General features: G+C 47.2%; 22 protein-coding genes. 3 read left to right on the top strand and 19 right to left on the bottom strand.

Annotated features, from left to right (window positions below):
* Positions 1–158: 158 nt before the first annotated feature.
* The 5 genes from A6049_RS21150 to A6049_RS21130 all read right to left on the bottom strand — a co-directional run bounded on the left by A6049_RS21150 (position 159) and on the right by A6049_RS21130 (position 7,176).
* The gene (locus A6049_RS21150) at positions 159–1,061 is read right to left on the bottom strand and encodes a carbohydrate ABC transporter permease (protein WP_063566553.1); all 903 of its coding nucleotides are present in this window, start codon (positions 1,059–1,061) and stop codon (positions 159–161) included.
* Positions 1,062–1,076: 15 nt separating this feature from the next.
* Entirely contained in the window at positions 1,077–2,060 is a 984-nt protein-coding gene (locus A6049_RS21145) for an ABC transporter permease (RefSeq protein WP_063566552.1), read from the bottom strand.
* Positions 2,061–2,417: 357 nt separating this feature from the next.
* A complete protein-coding gene (locus tag A6049_RS21140) occupies positions 2,418–4,022 on the bottom strand; it encodes a response regulator transcription factor (RefSeq protein ID WP_063566551.1) in 1,605 nt (534 codons plus the stop codon).
* Entirely contained in the window at positions 4,015–5,805 is a 1,791-nt protein-coding gene (locus tag A6049_RS21135) for a sensor histidine kinase (RefSeq protein ID WP_063566550.1), read from the bottom strand. Before A6049_RS21135 ends, A6049_RS21140 begins: the two co-directional genes overlap by 8 nt.
* 192 nt (positions 5,806–5,997) lie before the next feature.
* Complete coding sequence (locus A6049_RS21130) at positions 5,998–7,176, bottom strand: MFS transporter (RefSeq protein ID WP_063566549.1); 1,179 nt, start codon at positions 7,174–7,176, stop codon at positions 5,998–6,000.
* A gap of 143 nt (positions 7,177–7,319) precedes the next feature.
* Here A6049_RS21130 and A6049_RS21125 point away from each other — a divergent pair, with 143 nt between their 5' ends.
* Positions 7,320–7,931: a TetR/AcrR family transcriptional regulator gene (locus A6049_RS21125; RefSeq protein ID WP_063566548.1), complete on the top strand. Its 612-nt coding sequence runs from the start codon at positions 7,320–7,322 to the stop codon at positions 7,929–7,931.
* 97 nt (positions 7,932–8,028) lie between these two features.
* On the opposite strand, the gene A6049_RS21120 is transcribed toward A6049_RS21125, so the two are convergent.
* From A6049_RS21120 to A6049_RS21100, 5 genes are all read right to left on the bottom strand, one after another.
* Positions 8,029–8,451, bottom strand: a complete 423-nt coding sequence (locus A6049_RS21120; protein WP_024631426.1) for an OsmC family protein — start codon at positions 8,449–8,451, stop codon at positions 8,029–8,031.
* Between the two features lie 18 nt (positions 8,452–8,469).
* The gene (locus A6049_RS21115) at positions 8,470–9,216 is read right to left on the bottom strand and encodes an amino acid ABC transporter ATP-binding protein (RefSeq protein ID WP_063566547.1); all 747 of its coding nucleotides are present in this window, start codon (positions 9,214–9,216) and stop codon (positions 8,470–8,472) included.
* A gap of 16 nt (positions 9,217–9,232) precedes the next feature.
* Positions 9,233–9,877: an amino acid ABC transporter permease gene (locus A6049_RS21110; RefSeq protein ID WP_063566546.1), complete on the bottom strand. Its 645-nt coding sequence runs from the start codon at positions 9,875–9,877 to the stop codon at positions 9,233–9,235.
* A gap of 31 nt (positions 9,878–9,908) precedes the next feature.
* Positions 9,909–10,742 (bottom strand): substrate-binding periplasmic protein, encoded by an 834-nt coding sequence (locus A6049_RS21105; protein WP_063566629.1) that lies wholly within the window; start codon positions 10,740–10,742, stop codon positions 9,909–9,911.
* 176 nt (positions 10,743–10,918) lie between these two features.
* Positions 10,919–11,551, bottom strand: a complete 633-nt coding sequence (locus A6049_RS21100; protein WP_095206179.1) for a TetR/AcrR family transcriptional regulator — start codon at positions 11,549–11,551, stop codon at positions 10,919–10,921.
* Positions 11,552–11,790: 239 nt separating this feature from the next.
* Between A6049_RS21100 and A6049_RS21095 the strand changes: the two genes are divergently transcribed.
* A complete protein-coding gene (locus A6049_RS21095) occupies positions 11,791–12,579 on the top strand; it encodes an undecaprenyl-diphosphate phosphatase (protein WP_063566628.1) in 789 nt (262 codons plus the stop codon).
* Positions 12,580–12,783: 204 nt separating this feature from the next.
* Here A6049_RS21095 and A6049_RS21090 read toward each other — a convergent pair whose 3' ends face one another.
* The 5 genes from A6049_RS21090 to A6049_RS21075 form a co-directional block, all read right to left on the bottom strand.
* A complete protein-coding gene (locus A6049_RS21090) occupies positions 12,784–13,110 on the bottom strand; it encodes a thioredoxin family protein (protein WP_063566544.1) in 327 nt (108 codons plus the stop codon).
* An 84-nt stretch (positions 13,111–13,194) separates the two neighbouring features.
* Positions 13,195–14,103, bottom strand: coding sequence for an aldo/keto reductase (locus tag A6049_RS21085; RefSeq protein WP_063566543.1), 909 nt, complete (start codon positions 14,101–14,103; stop codon positions 13,195–13,197).
* A gap of 152 nt (positions 14,104–14,255) precedes the next feature.
* A complete protein-coding gene (locus A6049_RS33350) occupies positions 14,256–14,429 on the bottom strand; it encodes a hypothetical protein (protein WP_161490622.1) in 174 nt (57 codons plus the stop codon).
* Between the two features lie 227 nt (positions 14,430–14,656).
* Complete coding sequence (gene gpmA / locus A6049_RS21080) at positions 14,657–15,400, bottom strand: 2,3-diphosphoglycerate-dependent phosphoglycerate mutase (protein WP_063566542.1); 744 nt, start codon at positions 15,398–15,400, stop codon at positions 14,657–14,659.
* Positions 15,401–15,472: 72 nt separating this feature from the next.
* The gene (locus A6049_RS21075) at positions 15,473–16,057 is read right to left on the bottom strand and encodes a DUF420 domain-containing protein (protein WP_170867957.1); all 585 of its coding nucleotides are present in this window, start codon (positions 16,055–16,057) and stop codon (positions 15,473–15,475) included.
* Positions 16,058–16,432: 375 nt separating this feature from the next.
* Between A6049_RS21075 and A6049_RS21070 the strand changes: the two genes are divergently transcribed.
* A complete protein-coding gene (locus A6049_RS21070) occupies positions 16,433–17,623 on the top strand; it encodes a cation:proton antiporter (RefSeq protein WP_063566541.1) in 1,191 nt (396 codons plus the stop codon).
* Positions 17,624–17,765: 142 nt separating this feature from the next.
* Here A6049_RS21070 and A6049_RS21065 read toward each other — a convergent pair whose 3' ends face one another.
* The 4 genes from A6049_RS21065 to A6049_RS21050 are packed head-to-tail and all read right to left on the bottom strand — an operon-like array spanning position 17,766 to position 21,265.
* Positions 17,766–18,251, bottom strand: a complete 486-nt coding sequence (locus A6049_RS21065; RefSeq protein ID WP_063566540.1) for a DedA family protein — start codon at positions 18,249–18,251, stop codon at positions 17,766–17,768.
* 13 nt (positions 18,252–18,264) lie between these two features.
* Positions 18,265–18,810 carry a CDP-diacylglycerol--serine O-phosphatidyltransferase gene (gene pssA / locus A6049_RS21060; RefSeq protein ID WP_063566539.1) on the bottom strand — a complete coding sequence of 182 codons (546 nt, stop codon included), beginning with the start codon at positions 18,808–18,810 and terminating at the stop codon, positions 18,265–18,267.
* Positions 18,811–18,830: 20 nt separating this feature from the next.
* Positions 18,831–20,636, bottom strand: coding sequence for a sensor histidine kinase (locus A6049_RS21055; RefSeq protein WP_143038168.1), 1,806 nt, complete (start codon positions 20,634–20,636; stop codon positions 18,831–18,833).
* Complete coding sequence (locus A6049_RS21050; protein WP_063566537.1) at positions 20,585–21,265, bottom strand: response regulator transcription factor; 681 nt, start codon at positions 21,263–21,265, stop codon at positions 20,585–20,587. The genes A6049_RS21055 and A6049_RS21050 overlap by 52 nt, the downstream gene beginning before the upstream one ends.
* Positions 21,266–21,418: the final 153 nt, after the last annotated feature.

The following is a 21,418-nucleotide window of genomic DNA, read 5'->3' as shown; positions in this document are numbered from 1 at the left end:
GTCTATCCGGGACTTTTTTGTCCCTGTCTATAGCTTCATGAATGCCACTCCGCAGCCCTATACGGTGAAGCGCAGGCCAAATGGCTGCGCTTCGGGCATTCTGATGCTTCTTTTATTATACGGCCACTCTATCTATGTGGCGGCCTGTACAAACTTACTTAAGCTTTTACTGCACCCAATGTCATACCACCAACAAAATACTTTTGCAGGAATGGATACACAATCAGGATTGGAACCGTAACAACGATCGTGATCGCCATTTTGATGGATTCCGGTGAAATCTGTGTCATTTGCTGTGCCATGTCATTGGCGTTACGTCCGGCTCCCGAGCCTTGCTGTGTACTTTGCAGTACTTTCATCAGCTCGTACTGGAGCGTGGTCAGATGCGCCTTCGAACCATTATACAGGTACGTATCGAACCAAGCATTCCACTGGCCTACAGCCAGGAACAACGCGATAGTTGCAAGTACCGGTTTACAGAGTGGCAAAATGATTTTGTAATAGATCTTAAAGTCATTCGCACCATCCAGCTTGGCTGATTCCTGCAATGCATACGGCAGGCCATCAATGAAGGAACGGATAATGAACACGTTAAACGCACTGATCATACCTGGCAATACATACACCCAGAATGTACCGATCAGGTTCAGGTCACGCATCAGGATGTACACCGGAATCAGACCACCGGAGAAATACATCGTGAGTGCAAGTGCAGTAGAAACAAACTTTCTCAACTTAAAGTCAGGACGACTCAGTGTAAATGCGATCATTGAGGAACTGATCAAACCGAGCACGGTACCTACAATTGTACGTAGAATGGATACCTGCAAACCTTGCAGCAATCCATCGTATTGGAAAATCGTTTTGTAGTTTTGCAATGTGAAATCACGTGGCCACAAGTAAATTCCACCACGTACGGTATCTGTCGAGTTATTGAGTGAGATAGCCAGTACGTTCAGGAATGGATACAGTGTTACAATCAGCACCAGGGTCATCGCGAGGATGTTGAATATATCGAACAGCTTATCGCCCCGAGTAGCATTGAATGCTTTGTTCGCCATAATGTCGTCCCCTCCCTACATGATGCTTTCTTTGGTGAATTTTTTGAACAATCCGTTCGCTGTAAACAGAAGGATGATACTGACAACGGAGTTGAATATGCCTATGGCTGTACCATACGAGAATCGTCCCATATTCAAACCATAATTGAGCGCGTATAGATCAAGCACTTCCGAGTAGTCTAGCACTAGACTGTTTTGCAGCAAAAATTGCTTTTCAAAACCGATACTGATCAGATGCCCGATGGACATGATGAACAGTACAGAGATCGTAGTCCGAATGCCTGGCAACGTGATATGCCACATTTGTCTCCAGCGGTTCGCTCCGTCTACACGGGAAGCTTCGTAAAGCTCCTGGTCAATACCGGTAATGGCCGCCAGATAGATGATCGCATTCCAGCCGGTTTCCTTCCACATATCTGAAGCGGTTACAATGTACCAGAACAGGTTCCCCTTAGCCATGAATTGGATCGGCTGATCGATAATGTTTAGGTTTACCAAAAGGTCATTGATAATCCCGCCATCGGTGGAGAGCATCTTGGTAATAATCCCTGCCACTACGACCCAGGATACAAAGTGAGGCAGATATGATACCGTTTGCACGGCGCGCTTGAAGAACATGCCTTTCATCTCATTCAAGAGAATCGCAAAGAAAATCGGCACGATAAAACCGATAACCAGTCCCATCAAGCTCATTGCAAGCGTATTTCGAAGTACCAGATAGAAGCGATCATCGCTGAATAGCTCTGCAAAGTGTTTAAAACCAACCCACTGTTGATCACCGAACGATCTGGCCGGTTTATAGTTTTGGAAAGCCATCGTCCATCCCCATAGTGGCAGATAGTTAAATACAAAAACCCAAGCTACGAATGGCAATGACATGAGATAGAGATACTTTTGCTGTTTCATACTGTCCCAAACTCTGTTCCGCCGTTTTTGTGTTGGCGGATTGGGGTCACTGCTTTTTTTCGCGGAAGCGGATTTTTCTGTTAGCGTTTCCATCTCCGTTCCCCCTCCTCTGATTTATAAAATAATCATACCTGATAGAGCGTTTTCAAAATACCATCTGGATTTTAGAGAAAATCATATGAAAATTAGATATCCCCTTATAAAATCCGATATTATATCTATAAAATTAGTGATAATGACGCTATCTATTAATAATTATTGAAATTAAAAGGGAATTTAATTTGAAATTGGTAATGATCGAAAACGTTTTATAGAAATCGTTTACTTCATGTAAAACTAAAAAGAAAAAGGACCTCCAGGGTCCTTCAAATAGACTATTAGTTCGAAAACGTTTTTTACCTAATCAGGAGAAATACCAAACTCCAGAAGTACCATCCTCTGAAACATGGGCTACTCCCGTTCTGGCTCTCCTGAAGAATCTTTGGGCTGTGATCTAGCAAGCTCTCTAGCATGTTTGTATGCGGAAGGCGATTCCCCTACATACTTCTTGAATTTGCCGTGGAAGTAATCCACGTTGGCATACCCCACCCTCGCGGCAACCTGGTGCACCTTTAAGCCTTCATCGAGAAGTTCCTTCGCCTTCTCCATTCGGACCTTATCGAGAAATGCATTGAAATATTCCCCGGTATGGTTTTTGAACAGCTTGCCCAAATAACTGCTATTGTAGTTAAATACCTCAGCGAGTACCTCCAGCTTGAGATTTTCGCCGGGATTACGACGGATAAATTCAATCATTTGTTTCAGTACCGTATCCTTGCTTCCTCCACCCATGCGCTGAATAAGCCGGTTCAGGTGTTGAGCAGCCATTACTTTGAGATCCAGTAACGTTAATTGATGGTAGACCTCCGTAATTAGAACGGAATGCTCCTGCATAATAGATTGCATATGCTGATTCGTTGCCGCAAGTTTGTTAATAGCCAATGAAAACACTTGGGAGAACGCCGTCTTAATCGCCTGTTCTGTCTGATGATGGGGGATCAGACGTTCCTCGATTTCGGTCAGCACACGCTTCACGGACTCGCTACTCCGAATGTCGAGCGCATAATACAGCTTGTCCGCCAATTCTGCTTCATCCGGTTCACCACTAACTTCATCCAGCGCAATAACCGGCCCAGAAGCACTTTTGCTCTTCTCGCCTTCGTTCCATAACATAATACGTTGTTCCGCGAACAGGAAACGTCCGCCCAATACGCCGTTGGCCTGATTATAGGAATGTGCGATGTCTGCTGTGGAGTTTACAGGTTGACCTGCTGCCGCGTACATGTGAATATTCCACTCTCCCAGCAGCCCTTCCAACTCATCATATAAACTCTGGGCAGATTGGACAGTCAAAATAGGCTCTTTACATAACAGTCCCAGTCCGGAATGGAACGAAAACACAATGCCCCGATCTTTCTGGTCAAAAGCTTCCGCCAGTCTGCGTTTCACTACACTACCACGCTGTAAATCAGGTTCGGCATGCATCTCCAGCAGCACAACCTGATACTGCGACCAATTCAATCCTAGAGCATTTGCTTCCATCGTTTCTGTACCTTCCAGGCTATCGAAAAGCAATGCTTCAATTTGGTGCTCCCGGTAGGCTGTATCCTCACCAGCATGGCGGGCCAGTGTCAGACGCTCCCTTGTCAGCATCACAGAGATCCGCTCCAGCTCACTGATAATCTCCTCTTCATCCACCGGTTTGAGCAGATACCCATCCACGCCAAAACTGATGGCTTTCTTGGCATAATCAAAATCCGCGTACCCACTCAGGATCAGAAAGTGCGACTCCGGATGGTGCTGCCGCACTTCTTCAATCACATCCAGCCCGGTCATGCCGGGCATGCGAATATCGATGATCGTCAGGTCCGGTTCCAGCTCTTCGAAGCGGGTGATGGCCTCACGCCCGCTGGCAGCTGTACCAATCACCTGAAAGCCGTATTTTTCCCAATCAATGATCGTTGTCAGTCCTTCACGTATGCTAGGTTCATCATCTACCAATAACACTTTATACATGCTGGTCTCCTCCTACTGGCAAGGTGAAAGAAACCTCTGTTCCTTCCCCGTACACACTCTTAATCTGTAATCCGTATGGCTCGCCGTAAGTCAACGTTAAACGTTGATGTACGTTACGCATGCCAATCCGGCTCTTCTCCTGTTCTTCCGGTCCACAGATGAACTGCATCACTTCAGCCAGACGCTCCGGCGTAATGCCTGCCCCATCATCATCGACACGCACCTGAACGACATCCTCCACCAAACGAATATTTATATTCACACGGACCGTGCCCTCTTTATTTTCCAAACCATGCACAATCGCATTCTCAACCAGAGGCTGAATGATCAAAGGAGGAATGTACATCTTCTCCACCTCCGGATCGATATGGATCTGGAAAGCAAGCCGATCGCCGTAACGGAATTTCTGAATTTCCAGATAAGAACGTACCATCTCCAGTTCGGCTCTGAACGTCGTTTTGCCGCTGCCAATCTCAAGACTCTTGCGCATCAGTTTGCCTAGCAGCCTGACAATATTGGCAATCTCCGCCTCGCCTTTGATATGGGCTTTCATACGGATCGACTCCAGTGCATTAAACAAAAAATGAGGATTGATCTGGCTGGCCATCATTTTCAGTTTAATCTCTTTCTGTGCAATTTCCAATTGATTGTTCTGTTCCGTTGCCTCCACCACCTGAGTCATCAGTTCATTAATACTCTTCACCATGTAATTGAACTGCCTCGACAGTTGCCCAATCTCATCATTCCCGTCAATGCGGGAGGTGACGTTCAGATCTCCCAGTGCGAGCTTATTCAAATGTTTGCTAAGGCGTAACAATCGGTTTGACGTGAGAAACGAAATGATATAAACAAGCAACAATGCAATGACCAGCACAAGCGTAATGAAGAGCATACCGATCATGCTAATGGTATTCGCGTCTTTGACAATATTTTTGGTGGCAAAAACGGAAATGATCTTCAGGCTGTTCATGCTCGATCCAGGGCGCAGCTCATCAATGACAATATTGGATGGCTCCCCCCGAAAATCTGCTTCAATTGTGCCTTTGGTCTGATTTTGTAGATCTACACCAAAATCAAGCTCGTCCAGCGTCTTGCCCACTAGTTCGGTATTTTTGGCCGCAACCACATAACCCTGTTCGTCCGTAATCAACGTCTCGAACGGTTCCTGACGTAATAATCCATTCAGCTCATCCTGATTGATTACAATCATCAGCACACCCTCGGTCCGATATTCGGCAAAAGGCACTTTGCGAACCAGACTGAGCTTATGCACCGGATTATCTCCCTTGTCAGGAATATAAAACCAGCCGATGCTCGTCGTTTTCAGTGCCTTCTGGTACCAATAGCTCTCCTCGGTCTGCTTGTCCACAGGAATGAACTCCAAATTGTTGATCAGCGTCGGATTGGTGGAGTAAAACCGGATGCCCGCAACCTCACGGTACAGACGCTTATATTCCTGAAAATCTTTATACGCGAGGTAAGCCGAGGTCAGCTCCACAACGCTTTGGTATCGTTTGTTCACAATTTCCTTCAGTTCATTGTTGAACATCAGAATGTTGGAAATATCCGTAGGCACACGCAGTAGTGTGATGGTCTGACTCTTGACCTTGTCTACGTTGTTGATCGTCTGTCCAATGGCATTGTCCAGCGCCTGCTTGCGAAAGTATCCGGTTACAGCAAGTCCAATAATTAGTACCGGAATCATGACGACAAGTACATAGGATATGAGCAATTTATGCTTTAATTTAAGATTGTTGGATGTTCTTATGAGCCTTTTAAACATATCTGCACCTTCCGTCGCTTATAAGCGCTTACATATAAAGGTCAGTACATATTACGCCTGCCCTTCCAATTCATCATACCACATAACAGCAAAAGCCCTGCAAGAGGGCTTCAAAAAAAGGCTGTATGCTGAGTGAAAAACAAACATGAAGTTTGTATAACTATTTCTAATGTAGGAAGTAAAACAGATGGCTTAGCGGCTGCGTGCTGAGCGGAAACCGTGTCCTTTGGCACGCAGCGCAACAATTAAAGCTATAAGTGATAGGAACAGGATGGCCCAGGTAAAGGACGAGGCTCCCCATTGATTCAGAAGCACACCTCCCGCCAATCCACCAATAGCAATAGCGAGATTCCAAACGGTCGTATTAATCGGCATAACGATATCCACACCCTGCTCCCCGGCAGCTTGGGCAAGGGCGGTCTGCAACAGTGTAGCCGCACCGCCAAATGTTAGACCCCAGAGCGCAACTGAACTAAATACAACGGCAATGTGCTCGCTCCAAAGACCCAATACCAGAGAGATCAGGGCAAAGCCCGCAAGGCTGATGAGAACCAGCATACGCAACCAACGATCAATAAGAATACCTGTAATCCAGATGCCCACCAATGCCATCAGGCCAAATACAAGTAACATAAGTCCAACCTTTGATTCCAGACCGACATCGGCGAGGAAAGGAGCAATATAGGTGTACAAAATATTATGAGCAAGCATCCAGGCCAGAACGACAGCCAGAATGGGGATTACGCCAGGAGTCAGCAGTACCTTTATTGAAGAAATGCGCTGATCAGCAGACTGCCCCGGATAATCGGGTACTTTCCAGAGCACCCAGAAGATCAATACAAACGCCAGCAGCGACATCAGCCAGAATACCGAGCGCCAGCCCATAAAGGAACCCAGCAATGTACCTGCAGGAACACCGAATGATAAGGCAATCGGTGTACCGATCATCGCAACAGCCATGCCCCTGCCTTTGAGATGATCAGGCACCATCCGTAGTGCATAACTGCCAATCAGGCCCCAGGAGACACCGGCTGCAACACCGGCAAAAAACCGAGCGACAAGGGTCAATACATAGTTTGAAGAGAGGGCTGTAATCGTGTTGAAAATCAGAAAACCGATAATCGCTAGAAGTAAAAGCGGACGGCGTCGCCAGCCCCTTGTCAGCACGGCCACAGGTATGGCGGCAATCAGAGAACCTACTGCATAAAATGTGACAAGCTGCCCTGCCCCTGCCTCAGAGACCTGCAGCCCTTCCTTGATTTGCGGCAGCAACCCCGCGGGAAGAGTTTCAGTCATAATAGCTATAAAACCAGCCATCGCTAAGGCCAGCAGCCCAAACCATGGGAAACGTTGAGAAGATTTATCGGACATCTATGCAGCTCCTTTTTAGATAATATAGGACATAGAATCGAATTATGGATCGATCATTCTTTATATTATCCACCCTCTCCTACCTTGTCAACGACTTTTGGATCGATTAGTATATAATTAAGAAAAACGAGGGGGAATCTCTAATGGCAAGAACCGGACGTCCGCGCATTTTTGATCGGGATGAAGCCCTGTTGCAGGCAATGATGCTCTTTTGGGAACAAGGATTCGAAGCCACCTCATTGCTTCAACTTCGAGCGGTCATGGGGGATATTTCAGCAGCCAGCTTCTATGCAGCCTTTGAATCCAAAGAAGCTCTTTATAAAGAAGCGGTAGAACGATATATGGGTTCATTTGGACGCGTTACGGAAAGCTTCTCAGATCTTACGCTATCTCCAAGAGAAGCGATTGAAACAACTTTAAGAAGTACCGCCAAAATGCAAACAGACAGCGCACATCCATCTGGCTGTTTAATTGTGCTGTCAGCCAGCACATGTTCTTCCAAAAACAATCATATCCGTGACATAACCGCCGAGAAAAGAAAGCTGACTCGCAACCGCCTGCAGGCTTGCATCCAGCGCGCTGTGGAAATCGGCCAACTGCCTGCCTCCACGAATGTGGCAATGCTGACCACCGTATTTGATACCTTTATGCAAGGCATTTCTACACAAGCCCGGGACGGTATCCCTTTTGCAACGCTTGATCAGGCTATCACCGAAATTATGGGCATCTGGGACCTTGCTCAACATCCAGCGTGACCTTACTTCCTAATGGTCGAAATGTTAGAACAATCAAAAAGGCACTCCCATGATTGGAAGTGCCTCTTCATTGTATACTTTAACCATGTCCGTCCCGTTATGGACGGGGTGTGTCTACCCCATTAAGAATCAGCTTGGGATGAATATCAGCGCTAAGCGAAGCGGAAACTGCACAATACTTCTCTTCAGCCATTTGGATGGCTTTCCAGATCCGATAATCCGGGATATCGCCGTCCACCTTGAAGATCAGGTCAATGGAAGTAAATCCTTTCGGCATACCTTCACTACGTGTACCCTGTGCTTCAATCTCAATGCCAGTAATTTTGTCCAGGAAAGCGTCCAGAATCATCGTGATATCGATCCCCATACAACCTCCGAGACCTGCCAGTAACAATTCCATGGGTGTAGCACCCTTGCTGTCACCACCATAGGCTGCTGTGGCATCCATGCCAACCGCGTAGCCAGAGGGTCCTTCGGAAGTAAATGCGCGTTTGCCTTTCCATACCGTTGTTACATTCATGATGTTTATCCTTCTTTCTTAGAATTCAGTAATTTGCTGCAAAAATCTTCGTGTCCGCTCCTGGGTCGGGTGTTCAAAAAAGGCCTGTGGACTCGCTTCTTCCACAATTGATCCATCCGCCATAAAGACGATTTTGTTAGCCACATTCCGGGCGAACTTCAACTCATGCGTAACGACCAGCATCGTCATGCCTTCCTGTGCCAACTCCTTCATAACGGAGAGCACTTCTCCCACCAGTTCGGGATCAAGGGCTGAGGTAGGCTCGTCAAACAGCATCACCTCAGGCTCCATGGCAAGTGCGCGGGCAATCGCTACGCGCTGCTGCTGTCCACCGGACAAACGGGATGGATATGCATCCTGCTTGTCCGACAGACCGACCCGATCCAGCAGAATCCGGCCGCGTTCGGCCGCTTCGTCCCGCTTGATTTTTTTCACAGTCACGAGACCTTCCATCACATTGCCAAGCACCGTCTTGTGCGGATACAGATTGAACTGCTGGAATACCATGCCTGTCTGCCGACGGATTTCAAGTACCCGTGCCCGCTGGATTCGCTGCGAGTCTGAACTGTCTACCACTACACCATTCACTTCAATCTTGCCGCCAGAGAGCTCTTCCAGACCGTTCAGACAGCGCAGAAGCGTACTTTTGCCCGATCCACTGGGTCCCAGCAGAACAACAATATCTTTCGCATCGACATGCAGATCTATATTTGTGAGAACTTCATTTTTTCCAAAACGTTTGGTCAATCCTGTTGTTGTAATCACCGGTTCTCCCCTCCTATCAGTAAGCCCGGGCAAGCCGGCGCTCCACTTGTTCCAGAATGGCCGAGAAGCCGATACTCATAATCCAATAGATCACGCCAATCGCCAGATAAAACGGCATATTCACCGCATATTGTGATACAAGCAATTGTGCTGACCGCAATAACTCGGTAACACCGATCGCCGCCACAAGTGATGTTTCCTTCAGCATGCCAATAAAGGTGTTACCCATCGGCGGGATGGCAATGCGCACAGCCTGCGGGGAGATAAACCGTCTCATCGCTTGAGCCGGGGTCATCCCCGTTGCGTATGCAGCTTCCGTCTGCCCTTTCGGTACCGCCTGAATGGCTCCGCGAAACGTCTCCGACAGAAATGCACCCGCATTCAGACTAAGCCCGAGACAGGCTGCGGTGAGCGAGCCCAAGGTTACGCCATAATCGACCAGCCCATAATAAATAACGAATAATTGCACCAACAGCGGGGTTCCCCGCATGATGGATACGTAGAAACGGGCGATCATTCTAAGCCACATCGGTCCTTTCAGACGCGCGATAGCGACGAGCAACCCGATGATAAAAGCAAAAAACATTGAAATCACAGTTACATACAGCGTGTAATATGCCCCCTTCAGAAAGAAGGGGATATTCTCAAATACCAATTCCATGGATCAAACTTCCCTTCGCCCTGCCGGTTCATTATTGCGCAGGCTCTTCACCGAACCATTTTTTGAAGATGGTATTGTACGTACCGTCATCCTTCATGCCTTTCAGTGCATCATTCAGTGCTGCTACGAGTTCCGGATTGTCTTTGCGCACAGCAATACCTGCCTGGTCACTCTTAATCGGTTCACCTACGGCTTTGATTTTCAATCCGTTGGCATCCACAATGGGTTTCAGCGCATACATGTTGTTGATTGTGGCATCAATCCGTCCAGCATTCAGGTCTTTGAGTGAAGAGATAACATCGTCATAGGTTTTAATCGTGAAGTCGCCCACTTTCGGCAGCACTTCATTACGCAGATACGTTTCATCATTCGTACCCAGACCTACCCCAATCGTTTTTCCTTTGAAATCTTCCAACTTGGTAATGTCATTATTATCACTTTTCACAATGATTTTGACTTGGTTCGTAATATACGGATCACTGAAATCCAGTACTTTCTTCCGATCATCGGTAATCGTCATCTGGCTGATGATGGCATCCAGCTTTTTGGCTTGCAGACTTGGTGTCAGGCCGGAGAACTCCTGGGATACAAATTCCACCTTAACTCCAAGACGCTTCGCAACCTCACGTGCGATATCTGCATCGTAGCCGTCCATTTCTTTCTTATCGTTCAGGAAGTTGTATGGAGCGTACGTGCCCATCATTCCCACTTTGATGACGCCAGCAGACTTGATCTGCTCCAGTTCATTGTTCGCTTGTGCTCCATTGCTGCTTCCATTGTCCGTAGTTTTACTGCCACAAGCGCTGAGTACCAGCACGGTCATTAGCAGCAGGGCTGGTAATGTCCAGCCTTTGCGAGATTTCATTCCATATGTTTTATTCATGTCATTAACTTCCTCTCATCCATGTAGTCATGTCTTGTTGAAACTTCTGTTTCCTGTCTTCCTAAACTGCAGTTGTACCCATTATTCCCTGCTGCTGGCTTAATCATGTGAATATTTAATCCAGTTGTTGAAAATAAAGCTCCAGGGCCAGCACACTTTTATGTGCCGAGCAGTCCATAAAATTCAAAGCTTGCCGCCTCAGCTGCGAGCTTTGTTGCTGTCATTGATGAAAACTTGCTGTGCAACTCCTCCGAGCCAAACAGCCAGCGCGTAATCATGCCTTCAATCATGCTAACCAGCAGCGCAGCGCGAAGCGGTACATCCATGGATTCCGGCAGCATGCCCAGCTTAATGGCCCGTTGCATGTTGTGGCGAAATGCTTGTTCCACTGCATTACGTGTCTCCTCGACCAGACGGCGTACCGAATCCTCCGACACGATGCCTTTAAGCAACAACTCCATAAAATAACGATTGTCCGCTGCAAAGGAGAATAAGTCGGTAAACAGCCGTTCCGAAGCTCTCACCATATCCTCAACCGATCCGGCATCCTTGCGGTAGCCTTGTCCGATCGCTTCAAGCAGCTTCTCCCTGCCGGTCAGTACAATTTCCGACGCAATGGCCTCCTTACTTTTAAAGTGCCAGTAAAAAGTGCCTTGCGCGACGCCGGCTTCCCGGACAATATCGGAAATTTTCGTCTGATGGTAGCCCTGGGTCGCAAAACGCTCCATCGCTATGCGTATAATTTGGTCCCGGCGTTCTTCTCCGGGTTCCAAATGATTGTTTTTAGACATTTGCCTATCCTCCCGATTGATCAGTCAGTCAGTTAATGTATATCCTATTGGATAACTAGGTTTTTGTCAATATGGTTTTAAACAATTCATTACGAGCATAAGTTGAAGTTGGGCGCATTTGTGATCATAATAGATGATAGCCTTGTTCTAATGAGCAGGCATTGTCACGCAGGACAGCCTATAAGCTGTCATCTGCATTTCAAGGAGGAAGAGAATTGGACTTTATATCATCGATTATTATGGGCATCATCGAAGGTTTGACTGAGTTTTTGCCCGTGTCCTCAACCGGACACATGATTCTGACTGCCCACTTGCTGGGATTATCGGAGGACAACGAGTCAGTCAAAACGTTTGAGGTGGTTGTGCAACTCGGAGCTGTACTAGCTGTCGTTGTGCTGTACTGGAACAAATTCATTGATATGTTCCGCTTCACCGGAGGCAAACGGAGCTACACCTCCCGCCTGAACCTCATACATATCTTTTTGGCGATGGTTCCTGCCGTAGTCATTGGACTTGTATTCCGGGACTGGATCAAGGCGCATCTGTTTGGAGCACAAACGGTGCTGTACAGTCTTGTTATTGGTGGTATTCTGATGATTATCGCTGAACGTTGGAGCCACCGCAGCGAGCGCATTACAACCCATGATGTAGACGATATTACGTATAAACAGGCATTTGTAGTGGGTCTTTTTCAAATTCTCGCATTATGGCCAGGCTTCTCCCGTTCCGGTTCGACGATCTCCGGTGGACTGTTCGCAGGGGTAAGCCGAGTTGCCGCAGCAGAATTTACATTCCTGGTCTCTGTGCCGATTATGATTGGAGCCACAGGATATGATCTATACAAAAGTATCGATCATCTGAATACCAGCGATTTCCCGATCTTCGCGATTGGATTCATTGCCGCATTTATCGTAGCCATGCTTGCCATTAAGACGTTCCTGTCTATTTTGAAAAAACTGAGTCTGACCGTCTTTGCAGTGTATCGCTTCGTGCTGGCAGCCGTATTCTTTATCATTTTAATGATGTAACCCTATCTTCAAGTCATGTAACAAAAAAGCCAATGGCGGCCTGTTCCTTTCGGAACCAGGTTGCCATTTTTAATTTCACACAACCTTTTCAACAAGCGGATTTTCATTTCGGCCTTTACACCCCTCCCCCACAGCAAAAACACCCCCTATCAGCGATAGGAGGCGTTTCATATAACTACTGCGAACTAAACGAACTGATTATGGTTATACCTTGGACTCCAAAGTTTGCAGGTACTCCGAGATTTGAGCAGGCGTTTTTGCCCATTTGCTGTGCAGATGTGCAATTTTCTTGCCGTTCTGGAATACGAGCAGGCTTGGAATGCCGCGTACACCATTCTCTTCAGCAAACGGCAGGAACTCTTCTGCATCGAGGGCATAGAAGGTTTTATCCGCATGCTGGTCGATAACGTCCCCGATAAAGCGATCCAGGTTTTTGCAATCCGGACACCAGGTTGTATCAAATTTAATGACGGTCATTCCGTCAGAATTAATTGTATCGCGATATTGTTGTTCACTTTGAATTCTTTCCATATGTCTTCTCTCCCTTATTTGATTCTTTATGGTTGACCTTCATTGTACCTCGTATAGTTACAATTGAAAATAGGCCGCCAACGTTTAACGGTGCTGCTTGTAGAGATTGGCGGGACTCAGCTCCCGTATTTCGTTAATCTCCGCAGCCGTAAGTGGTGCAGATTCCGAAGCAGCGATATTATGCAACAACTGCTCTCTCGAACTGGCTCCTGGCACGACAGCGGCAACAGCCGGATGCGCCAAAGCATAACGAATGGCCGCTTGAGCCATGCTGCGATTGTCTGTAACCAAACGGCCCAGGCCTTCTCGTATGATGTGCAACTCCTCAGGAGTATAATCCAAATAACCCTTATCTGCCTTGGCAGCACCAGAATCGGCGAGAACCCCACTTGCCACAGGTCCACGAGCGATAACGCTAATGCCCTTTTGCTCTAATAAAGGTAATACTTCCTCTTCGGCTCGGCGATCCGCAACGCTGTATTGATTCATCACGCTGACAATGGAAGCTCTCTGCACATATTCACGAATCACATTAGGCCGGATGGAGGATATGCCGTAATACCGGATAAGACCTTCCTGCTTCAGTTCCTCAAAGGCTTCGATCGTCTCTTCAATTGGATCATCCAGAGTGCCACCATGCAGTTGATACAGATCGATATAATCTGTCTGCAGCCGTTTCAGGCTGTCTCGTACAGCCTGTTTGATATAAGCTTTGGACGGGTCCCATGACCAGCCTTCTTTTCCCGGTATGCGACGATTACCAACCTTGGTTGCCACAATGACCTGATCCCGGCGTCCCTGGATGGCCTGGCCCACGATTTCTTCGTTTAATCCTGCATCATACAGATCAGCGGTATCCAGAAGATTAACGCCACGATCCAATGCTTCATGAATCAAGGCTACGGCAGGTTTCACTTCGGTTCCAAGCGACATGCAGCCTAGCCCAATTTCACCAACCATGAGTTCGGATGAACCCAGACGATTTTTCTTCATATGTTGTACATCCCCTTCCATACGTTCTGCAAGTTTCCATTGTATCATTCTTGCTGGCAAAAATCGCATATGACATATGAGCGCACACAAAAACCCGGGACCATACCAGCTCCGGGCTTCTCATGCTAATTGACTCTATGCCAAAATCTATTTTAAATCACACGTGAACCTTTTTTGCTTCCATAAGACGGTTTTGAAGATGGACTAGAGTTTTTCATCAGTCCTGATACCGTACTGAACAGCTTATCCCTTGCTTCTTTATTCCTCATCAAGTAAGTCACGCCTGCTCCAATGGCTGTTACAATAATTCCACTTTTTTTAGACATATGTTGTTCCTCCTTCAGGATTAATGTACATCGTGTCTTGCTTGAGATTACCCTGTGGGAGAAAAACGAAACGTCAGATGCGATCGCTAAAATTAGAGAATGGCCTATTACAGCGTAAAAAAGATGGCCCCTGAAAATGAAAATTCAGGAGCCATCTTCTAACATGATGTATAAGTCGAGATCATTGTTACTACTGTATAACCTGCTTAGTCATAACAATCGTCCTGTCAATCGGACGGTGGTGCGACATGAGTCATTTCCTCATGTTTGTAGGTGGAGCCATCCGCAGTCAGGTAGAAATGCCCGATCGGATGTAGATCTTCATCCAGTTCATAGACCAGCGGAATGCCTGTCGGGATATTAAGCGCCATTACGTCTGCTTCGGACATCTGGTCCAGATGCATGACGAGTGAACGGAGCGTATTCCCGTGCGCGGAGATAAGTACCCTTTTGCCCGCTGACACAACCGGTTTGATCTCTGCATTCCAATACTCCAGCACCCGCTTCGATGTATCCATCAAGTTCTCGGTACGTGGGATGGTGCAGCCCAGCCGTTGATACTTGTCCTGATCCTGAACATAACGATCATCAGTTTCGTCCAGTGCTGGGGGAGATACGCTAACGGAGCGTCTCCACTCCTTCACCTGATCCTCACCGTACTTCAGCGCAGTCTGCTGTTTATTCAATCCCTGCAGTGCACCATAGTGACGTTCGTTCAGTTTCCACGTCTTCGTGATCGGAATCCACATCCGGTCCATTTCATCAAGTGCAATATCCAGTGTTCGAATGGAGCGTTTGAGGACTGAAGCATAAGCGTAGTCAAAGTCAAAACCCTGTTCTTTCAGGATCTTTCCCGCTTTGCGCGCTTCTCCGTATCCATCGGTCGTCAGATCCACATCCGTCCAACCGGTAAAACGGTTCTCCACGTTCCACATACTCTGTCCATGGCGAATTAATACGACTCTGTACATAAGCGTGAATCCTCCTTCCATGAAACCATTACCCGCAAGGCGAGCCGGATATGCCCATGATATGTGAAATTATTAATAGTAAGGTGCCATCATCAGATATACAACTACACCCGTTGAACTCACGTAGAGCCAGATTGGCATCGTCCAGCGAGCAATTTTACGGTGTTTCTTCAACTGATTCGTCCAGCCCCATACCAGAGTGAACAGAGCCAGCGGCACAATAATGGCTGCCAGGATGCTGTGTGTGATCAGAATGAAGAAATAGATGGAACGAATGATGCCTTCCCCGCCGTATTTGGACGTTTCCGGAGACAAATAGTGGAACGACAGATACGTAACGAGAAATAAAAGGGTCGTTGAAAATGCAGCAAGGATGAAACGTTTGTGCAATTTCACATTCCGCTTGATAATGGCAATCAGGGCCGCAAGCAGGAAGATAAAGGTGAAGCTGTTGAAAACGGCGTTAAACCGCGGCAACACTGTAATGTCAAAGGCTACATCGCCTTTGTATCCGATCGACGGTGCAAAGAACAACAATAAAATAATGACATTGGCGATAATGGAAATGGTAATAATGAGACCTGCAAAATTTTTATTACTGGTCGGGGCAATCTGATTGGATTGAATGTTCGGGTCCCCTTTGTCCTGTTTGCCCAATGAAAAATCCTCCTCATATCCTAACTTCTATGTTCTATCTCATTATATCTTGCCATTTCTCGACTGTTAAGTGACAACACTCTGAACAAAAAGCCTCGTCAGATACCTTTAAAGTGCCCCCTTCAGGCCATTTTCATTAAAAGCCCACCATCACTGGTTTACCCCACCCTGTATTCATGGTATAATTAATGTAATTAATCACATACGCGTTGAACTGGAGGAGCCTGTCACCAAGGGCCCTCCTTGTCTTTTTTTAAGGCATAAAGCGGCACACTAACATACGCCGTTTTATGCCTTTTTCTGTTTTTAAGGCTGGAATGATCTTCCCTTGGGCTGGTTACCCTATAAACGCTATTACTGGAAGGGAGAACAACTATGGAATTTATTTTGGTACTCGCACTCATTCTTATTTTCACCAAGTTGGCTGGAGATTTATCGGTAAGACTCGGTCAACCATCGGTATTGGGCAAATTGATCGTCGGTGTTATTCTTGGACCTGCCCTGCTCGGCTGGGTACAACCCGATGATTTCATCCACTATATGTCCGAAATTGGGGTATTACTGCTCATGTTCATTGCTGGACTCGAAACGGATCTGGAGCAATTGAAGAAAAATTGGAAGGCAGCCTTTGCGGTTGCCGTGGGTGGTATCATTTTACCATTCATCGGAGGTTATGGAGCTGCCGCTGCGTTCGGCATGTCGCAGACACACGCTTTGTTCTTTGGACTTCTGTTCTGTGCCACTTCGGTCAGCATCTCAGTTCAAACGTTAAAAGACATGAATCAGCTCAGCTCTCGTGAGGGTACAACAATTCTTGGAGCCGCTGTCGTCGATGATGTACTGGTTGTTGTCATCCTCGCTGTCATGATGAGTTTGCTCGGAACAGGGGCAACCGATACTTCAATCCCTCTGCTCATTGGCAAGAAGCTGTTATTCTTTGTTGTTATTATCGCTGCCAGCTGGTTCCTTGTTCCACGCATTATGAAGTGGATGGCACCGCTGAAGGTCACGGAGACCGTTATTACAGCCGGATTAATCATCTGTTTTGGCTTTTCGTACTTTGCAGAATGGATGGGTGTTGCAGGCATTATAGGGGCTTTTGCGGCAGGTATCGCCATCTCTCAAACGAACTTCAAACATGAGGTCGAAACGAAACTTGAACCGATCGCGTACGGGATTTTTGTTCCGGTATTCTTTGTAAGCATCGGTTTGAACGTGACTTTTGACGGCGTGGGCTCACAGATCTGGTTCATTATCGTCATCAGTCTCATCGCCATTGTAACCAAGCTTCTGGGCGGAGGAGCAGGTGCGCGTTTGACCGGATTTGATCGCTCATCCTCCCTCGCCATCGGTGCAGGCATGATTTCCCGAGGGGAAGTTGCTCTCATTATTGCTTCCACTGGACTTGCTTCCGGATTACTCGACCCTGAGTACTTCACCAGTGTGGTCATCATGGTTATCGTTACAACCCTGGTTACGCCACCTTTACTCAAAATCACCTTTGCACGCAAAAAAGGGGAGCCACAGGTTGAAAAAGGCATTGAGGAATCCCATTTGAATGGGTGAAGCCAAATTTATTATCAGCTCACCGTGCATATTGCGGTGGGCTTTTCATTTTTCAAGGGAGTTTATTAAACACAAACAAAAAAAGACCACTCCATTAACAAGAGGTCTTTATCCTCGCCAGTTCATAACAGGCTGTCCCATTTTAAGTTAACACACCTACATAAAAGCCGATCGATATAAACACAACACACCATATAAATGCCCCAATGCTGGAGAAAAGGACGTATCGTCCGATAGCCATACGGCTGATCCCGGAGAAGCAGCACATCAGATGACGAATGCCTGGAATGAAGTAGCCCAGTATGATGGACCAGTACCCGTATTTCAAAAACCAGGACTCCACCCTGCCCAGCCGTTTGGCGTTGACCCCGACCCATTTACCATACTTCTCAACCAGTGGCCGGCCAGCCTTCTTGCCAATCGTGTAACTCAGAAGTCCTCCAGTAAACGCTCCACCAAAACTGACAACGATGGACACCGAATAATTCAGCACCGAGATGGAGGCGAGATAACCGACAAAGGTCATCATCACCTCATCCGGAATAGGCATGCCAATCACGCCAAGAGCCAGCAGTCCGTAAATTGCGAAATAACCATATTGACCAATAAATTCTCTTGCAAATTCCATACTGACTCGCTCCTTATTTCGGTTCCACAATATCCTTCTCATGGGGGGCTAGCACTTGTTTTAGAGACGGGAATCGGATTTGGCTAACCATTAGACCGGATAATACGATAATGACAAGATAGGCTACACCATGAGTAAAATAAGGACTCCAGAGCGCGAAAAAGGACATAAGACCGCCTGCAAACGTAATCGGCATACCCACAAAACCATGGCTTGCTGTCTTCTGGCAATTGTAACGGGCAAGACGCAATGCACCACAAACCGGGAATAATGCTGTCAGCGCCATACCCAGTGCACTTACCTCATTCATGGAGTTCAAATATAGGATCAACACGGGTGCGGTCCCGAACGAAACAACATCAGCTAATGAATCCAACGCTTTGCCGAATTCCCCCTCGCAATGCAGCTTGCGGGCTGCAAACCCGTCAAACAGATCAAAGAACATGGCTACCCAGATCATCGTCACGGCCAGCGCAAACTCACCATGAATAGCCATAATGACAGCTAGCATGCCTGAAGTTAAGTTGCCCAACGTTAGAATGGACGGTAAAGATTTCATAGACTTGACTCCCCTTCGTACTAAGCATTAGGAAAAATAATATAAAAACGGACTCCGTCCGGCGTGTTTTCCACGCCATAACTGCATCCATGCAAATCGAGAATCTGCTTCGCGATGGCCAGGCCAAGCCCGGTCCCCCCCATTTTGCGATTACGCGAGCGTTCCACGCGGTAGAATCTTTCCCAGATGTACTGCCGCTCCGCTTCCGAAATCTGCTCACCCTGATTCTCGATGGAGATTCGAACCTGCCCTTCCGGCCTGCTGATCTCAATCATAATATCGGTCTTAGGAACGGCATGACGTATAGCATTCATCATCATATTGTAGAAGACTTGCTCCAACTTGCTGCGGTCTCCCTCAACGGTCTGCTCTGTGGTGGAGACCAGTACAACCTCCAGTTCCTTTTCCTTCAGTTGTGGACCCAGACGTCCGGCAATATCTTCAATCATATCTCCAAGAGCCACTGCATCGGTGTTCAGCTTAATCGCTTGGGATTCCAACCGTACCAGATCCAGCATCTCTTCGACCATCGTTTCCATTTTGACCGCTTCATCGGCAATGATCTCGATGTAACGCTCACGTTTGCTCTCACTGACTCCATCTTTCAACCCTTCGGAGTACCCTTTGATAATGCTGATAGGCGTTTTGAGCTCATGGGATGCATCGGCAAAAAACTCTCGTTGACGCTGTTCAATCCGCTGCTTCATCTCCATATCGGTACGCATCTGACTGTTCGCCTGCCTTAGTTCTTCCAAAGTCTGACCCAATGTCGTCGACAGCGCGTTGAGACTGTTGGACAGACTGCCAATCTCGTCATTGCGGCGGATGGGCGATTTCACTGTGAAATCAAGGGTGGACATCTTTTTGGCAACATGGTTCAGGGCAAGCAATGGCTTGGTGACAATTCGGGACAGAAGCAGTGAAAGGAACACAATCAGCACAAATGCAGCAATACCAAAATACGCATAAAATAGTTGTGTAGCTTCACTCGCCTCCCTCATCTCCTGCAGGGACGTCAGGGAAAAAATGAGCTGTTGCTGGGGTCCCGAGCTGTGCACCGGAGCAATGGTAAGCACATTTCGTACACCACTCCAGCTATCGGTCCATTCCTCATTAATCATTTTTCCGTTGGCGAGACTGAGCTGGTCTTCCGTAGATAGTGGGAAGCGGCTATCCAGCGCCTGCACGAGCAGACCCTGTCTCTGGCTCCATGTCCCCAGGTTGGGAAGAACAACGTCCTTCAATGTTCCTGACCATTCTTCTACCGGCTCTGTTAACTCCTGAAAATCTTCCGTTCCACTGACCACGGAGCTCTGATCCTTTATCCTGAGTGGATAAACCATAGGATCATTCATTCCACTTGCTGAGCCTGTAACGGTCAATTGCTGACCATACTTCAAGTGTGAAGCAAGCCATCCTGCGTTCTCGCTGTTGATAAACAACGACAGCGATATATTTACCTGCTTGCCATCCTCTTGCAGAAGCACGATGTGAAATGGGTCATTGACCAGCTTACCTGTATTCGTCAGGATGACTAGATGCGACTGATTCTGCCGCATGAACTTCCCGGTTTCCTTGGCCAGCTGCACATCGTTCCAATGTCCCGTGGAATATTGTTGTTCGAATTTCGTCAATTTTTTCTTAATGCTGCTGATCTTCTGATGCTGGTAAAAGTCCGGGAACCAGACGAGTTGGGCGATCACCGTTGTTCCATATAGAAGAAGCAGAAACCCGGCCATGACCAGAAACAGTTTCATCGTTACACCGTTACGTCTCATGCCTCGGCCTCGAATCGATAACCCGTACCGATAACGGTTCGGATACACTTGGCTTCATCCCCAAGTTTGCTGCGAAGCTTTTTGATATGGGTATCCACCACACGCGAATCGCCATCAAAATCATATCCCCATACCCGATTAAGTATGGCATCACGGGACAGTACAATTCCCTGATTGCGAGTTAAATACAGCAGCAGGTCATATTCTTTGGGAGCAAGCTCCACTTCGATTCCATCCTTCTCAAGCCGCCGCGCCCAGGGATCAATTGTGGCACATCCAAACCGGATCACACTCTGCTCCTTGCTAACGGCACCCTCTACTCGCTTCATTAATGTCTCTGCACGTGCCACCAGTACACGAGGACTGAATGGCTTCGTAACATAATCATCCACGCCGAGCTGGAAGCCATGAATCTTGTCATCATCTTCGGATCGGGCAGTCAGCATTATAATAGGTACGGTCGACTGGGAACGAATATGCCCACAGAGGGTCCATCCATCCATTTCCGGCATCAGCACATCTAGAATGACTAGATCGACTTCATGCAGTGCCAGCAATTCCAGCGCCTCTACCCCATGTTCTGCTTCAATAACGTTCCATTGTTCTTTTATGAAATAATCGGCCACAATCTCACGAATGCGGCTTTCGTCTTCCACCAGAAGCACTGTTCTGACCATGGCCGACTCTCCTTTTAGCATTCTGTTGTTAACATAACGATTCCGTGTGTCGTCCGTGTGTCCAGCCATGTTCTGGAATGAATTCCATCTTATATACGATTAATATATACCAAAAGTTACTAAATCCCATACGTTTTTGCACAAAAAAGAAGC

It is taken from the genome of Paenibacillus sp. O199 (genome assembly GCF_001636635.1).
Taxonomy (GTDB): Bacteria; Bacillota; Bacilli; order Paenibacillales; family Paenibacillaceae; genus Paenibacillus; species Paenibacillus marchantiae.
Note: the sequence above shows the minus strand (reverse complement) of the source record. Positions and strands in the feature narration are given on the sequence as shown.

What these genes read in the sequence shown, in the direction of transcription:
- A6049_RS21090 (WP_063566544.1), bottom strand. Translation starts at nt 13,110, where the DNA reads ATGGAAAGAATTCAAAGTGAACAACAATATCGCGATACAATTAATTCT.
- A6049_RS21065 (WP_063566540.1), bottom strand. Translation starts at nt 18,251, where the DNA reads ATGGAATTTGCAAGAGAATTTATTGGTCAATATGGTTATTTCGCAATT.
- A6049_RS21145 (WP_063566552.1), bottom strand. Translation starts at nt 2,060, where the DNA reads ATGGAAACGCTAACAGAAAAATCCGCTTCCGCGAAAAAAAGCAGTGAC.
- A6049_RS21105 (WP_063566629.1), bottom strand. Translation starts at nt 10,742, where the DNA reads ATGAAATCTCGCAAAGGCTGGACATTACCAGCCCTGCTGCTAATGACC.
- A6049_RS21125 (WP_063566548.1), top strand. Translation starts at nt 7,320, where the DNA reads ATGGCAAGAACCGGACGTCCGCGCATTTTTGATCGGGATGAAGCCCTG.
- A6049_RS21135 (WP_063566550.1), bottom strand. Translation starts at nt 5,805, where the DNA reads ATGTTTAAAAGGCTCATAAGAACATCCAACAATCTTAAATTAAAGCAT.
- A6049_RS33350 (WP_161490622.1), bottom strand. Translation starts at nt 14,429, where the DNA reads ATGTCTAAAAAAAGTGGAATTATTGTAACAGCCATTGGAGCAGGCGTG.
- A6049_RS21130 (WP_063566549.1), bottom strand. Translation starts at nt 7,176, where the DNA reads ATGTCCGATAAATCTTCTCAACGTTTCCCATGGTTTGGGCTGCTGGCC.
- A6049_RS21120 (WP_024631426.1), bottom strand. Translation starts at nt 8,451, where the DNA reads ATGAATGTAACAACGGTATGGAAAGGCAAACGCGCATTTACTTCCGAA.
- A6049_RS21085 (WP_063566543.1), bottom strand. Translation starts at nt 14,103, where the DNA reads ATGAAGAAAAATCGTCTGGGTTCATCCGAACTCATGGTTGGTGAAATT.
- A6049_RS21095 (WP_063566628.1), top strand. Translation starts at nt 11,791, where the DNA reads ATGGGCATCATCGAAGGTTTGACTGAGTTTTTGCCCGTGTCCTCAACC.
- pssA (WP_063566539.1), bottom strand. Translation starts at nt 18,810, where the DNA reads ATGAAATCTTTACCGTCCATTCTAACGTTGGGCAACTTAACTTCAGGC.
- A6049_RS21050 (WP_063566537.1), bottom strand. Translation starts at nt 21,265, where the DNA reads ATGGTCAGAACAGTGCTTCTGGTGGAAGACGAAAGCCGCATTCGTGAG.
- A6049_RS21140 (WP_063566551.1), bottom strand. Translation starts at nt 4,022, where the DNA reads ATGTATAAAGTGTTATTGGTAGATGATGAACCTAGCATACGTGAAGGA.
- A6049_RS21150 (WP_063566553.1), bottom strand. Translation starts at nt 1,061, where the DNA reads ATGGCGAACAAAGCATTCAATGCTACTCGGGGCGATAAGCTGTTCGAT.
- gpmA (WP_063566542.1), bottom strand. Translation starts at nt 15,400, where the DNA reads ATGTACAGAGTCGTATTAATTCGCCATGGACAGAGTATGTGGAACGTG.
- A6049_RS21110 (WP_063566546.1), bottom strand. Translation starts at nt 9,877, where the DNA reads ATGGAATTGGTATTTGAGAATATCCCCTTCTTTCTGAAGGGGGCATAT.
- A6049_RS21070 (WP_063566541.1), top strand. Translation starts at nt 16,433, where the DNA reads ATGGAATTTATTTTGGTACTCGCACTCATTCTTATTTTCACCAAGTTG.
- A6049_RS21100 (WP_095206179.1), bottom strand. Translation starts at nt 11,551, where the DNA reads ATGTCTAAAAACAATCATTTGGAACCCGGAGAAGAACGCCGGGACCAA.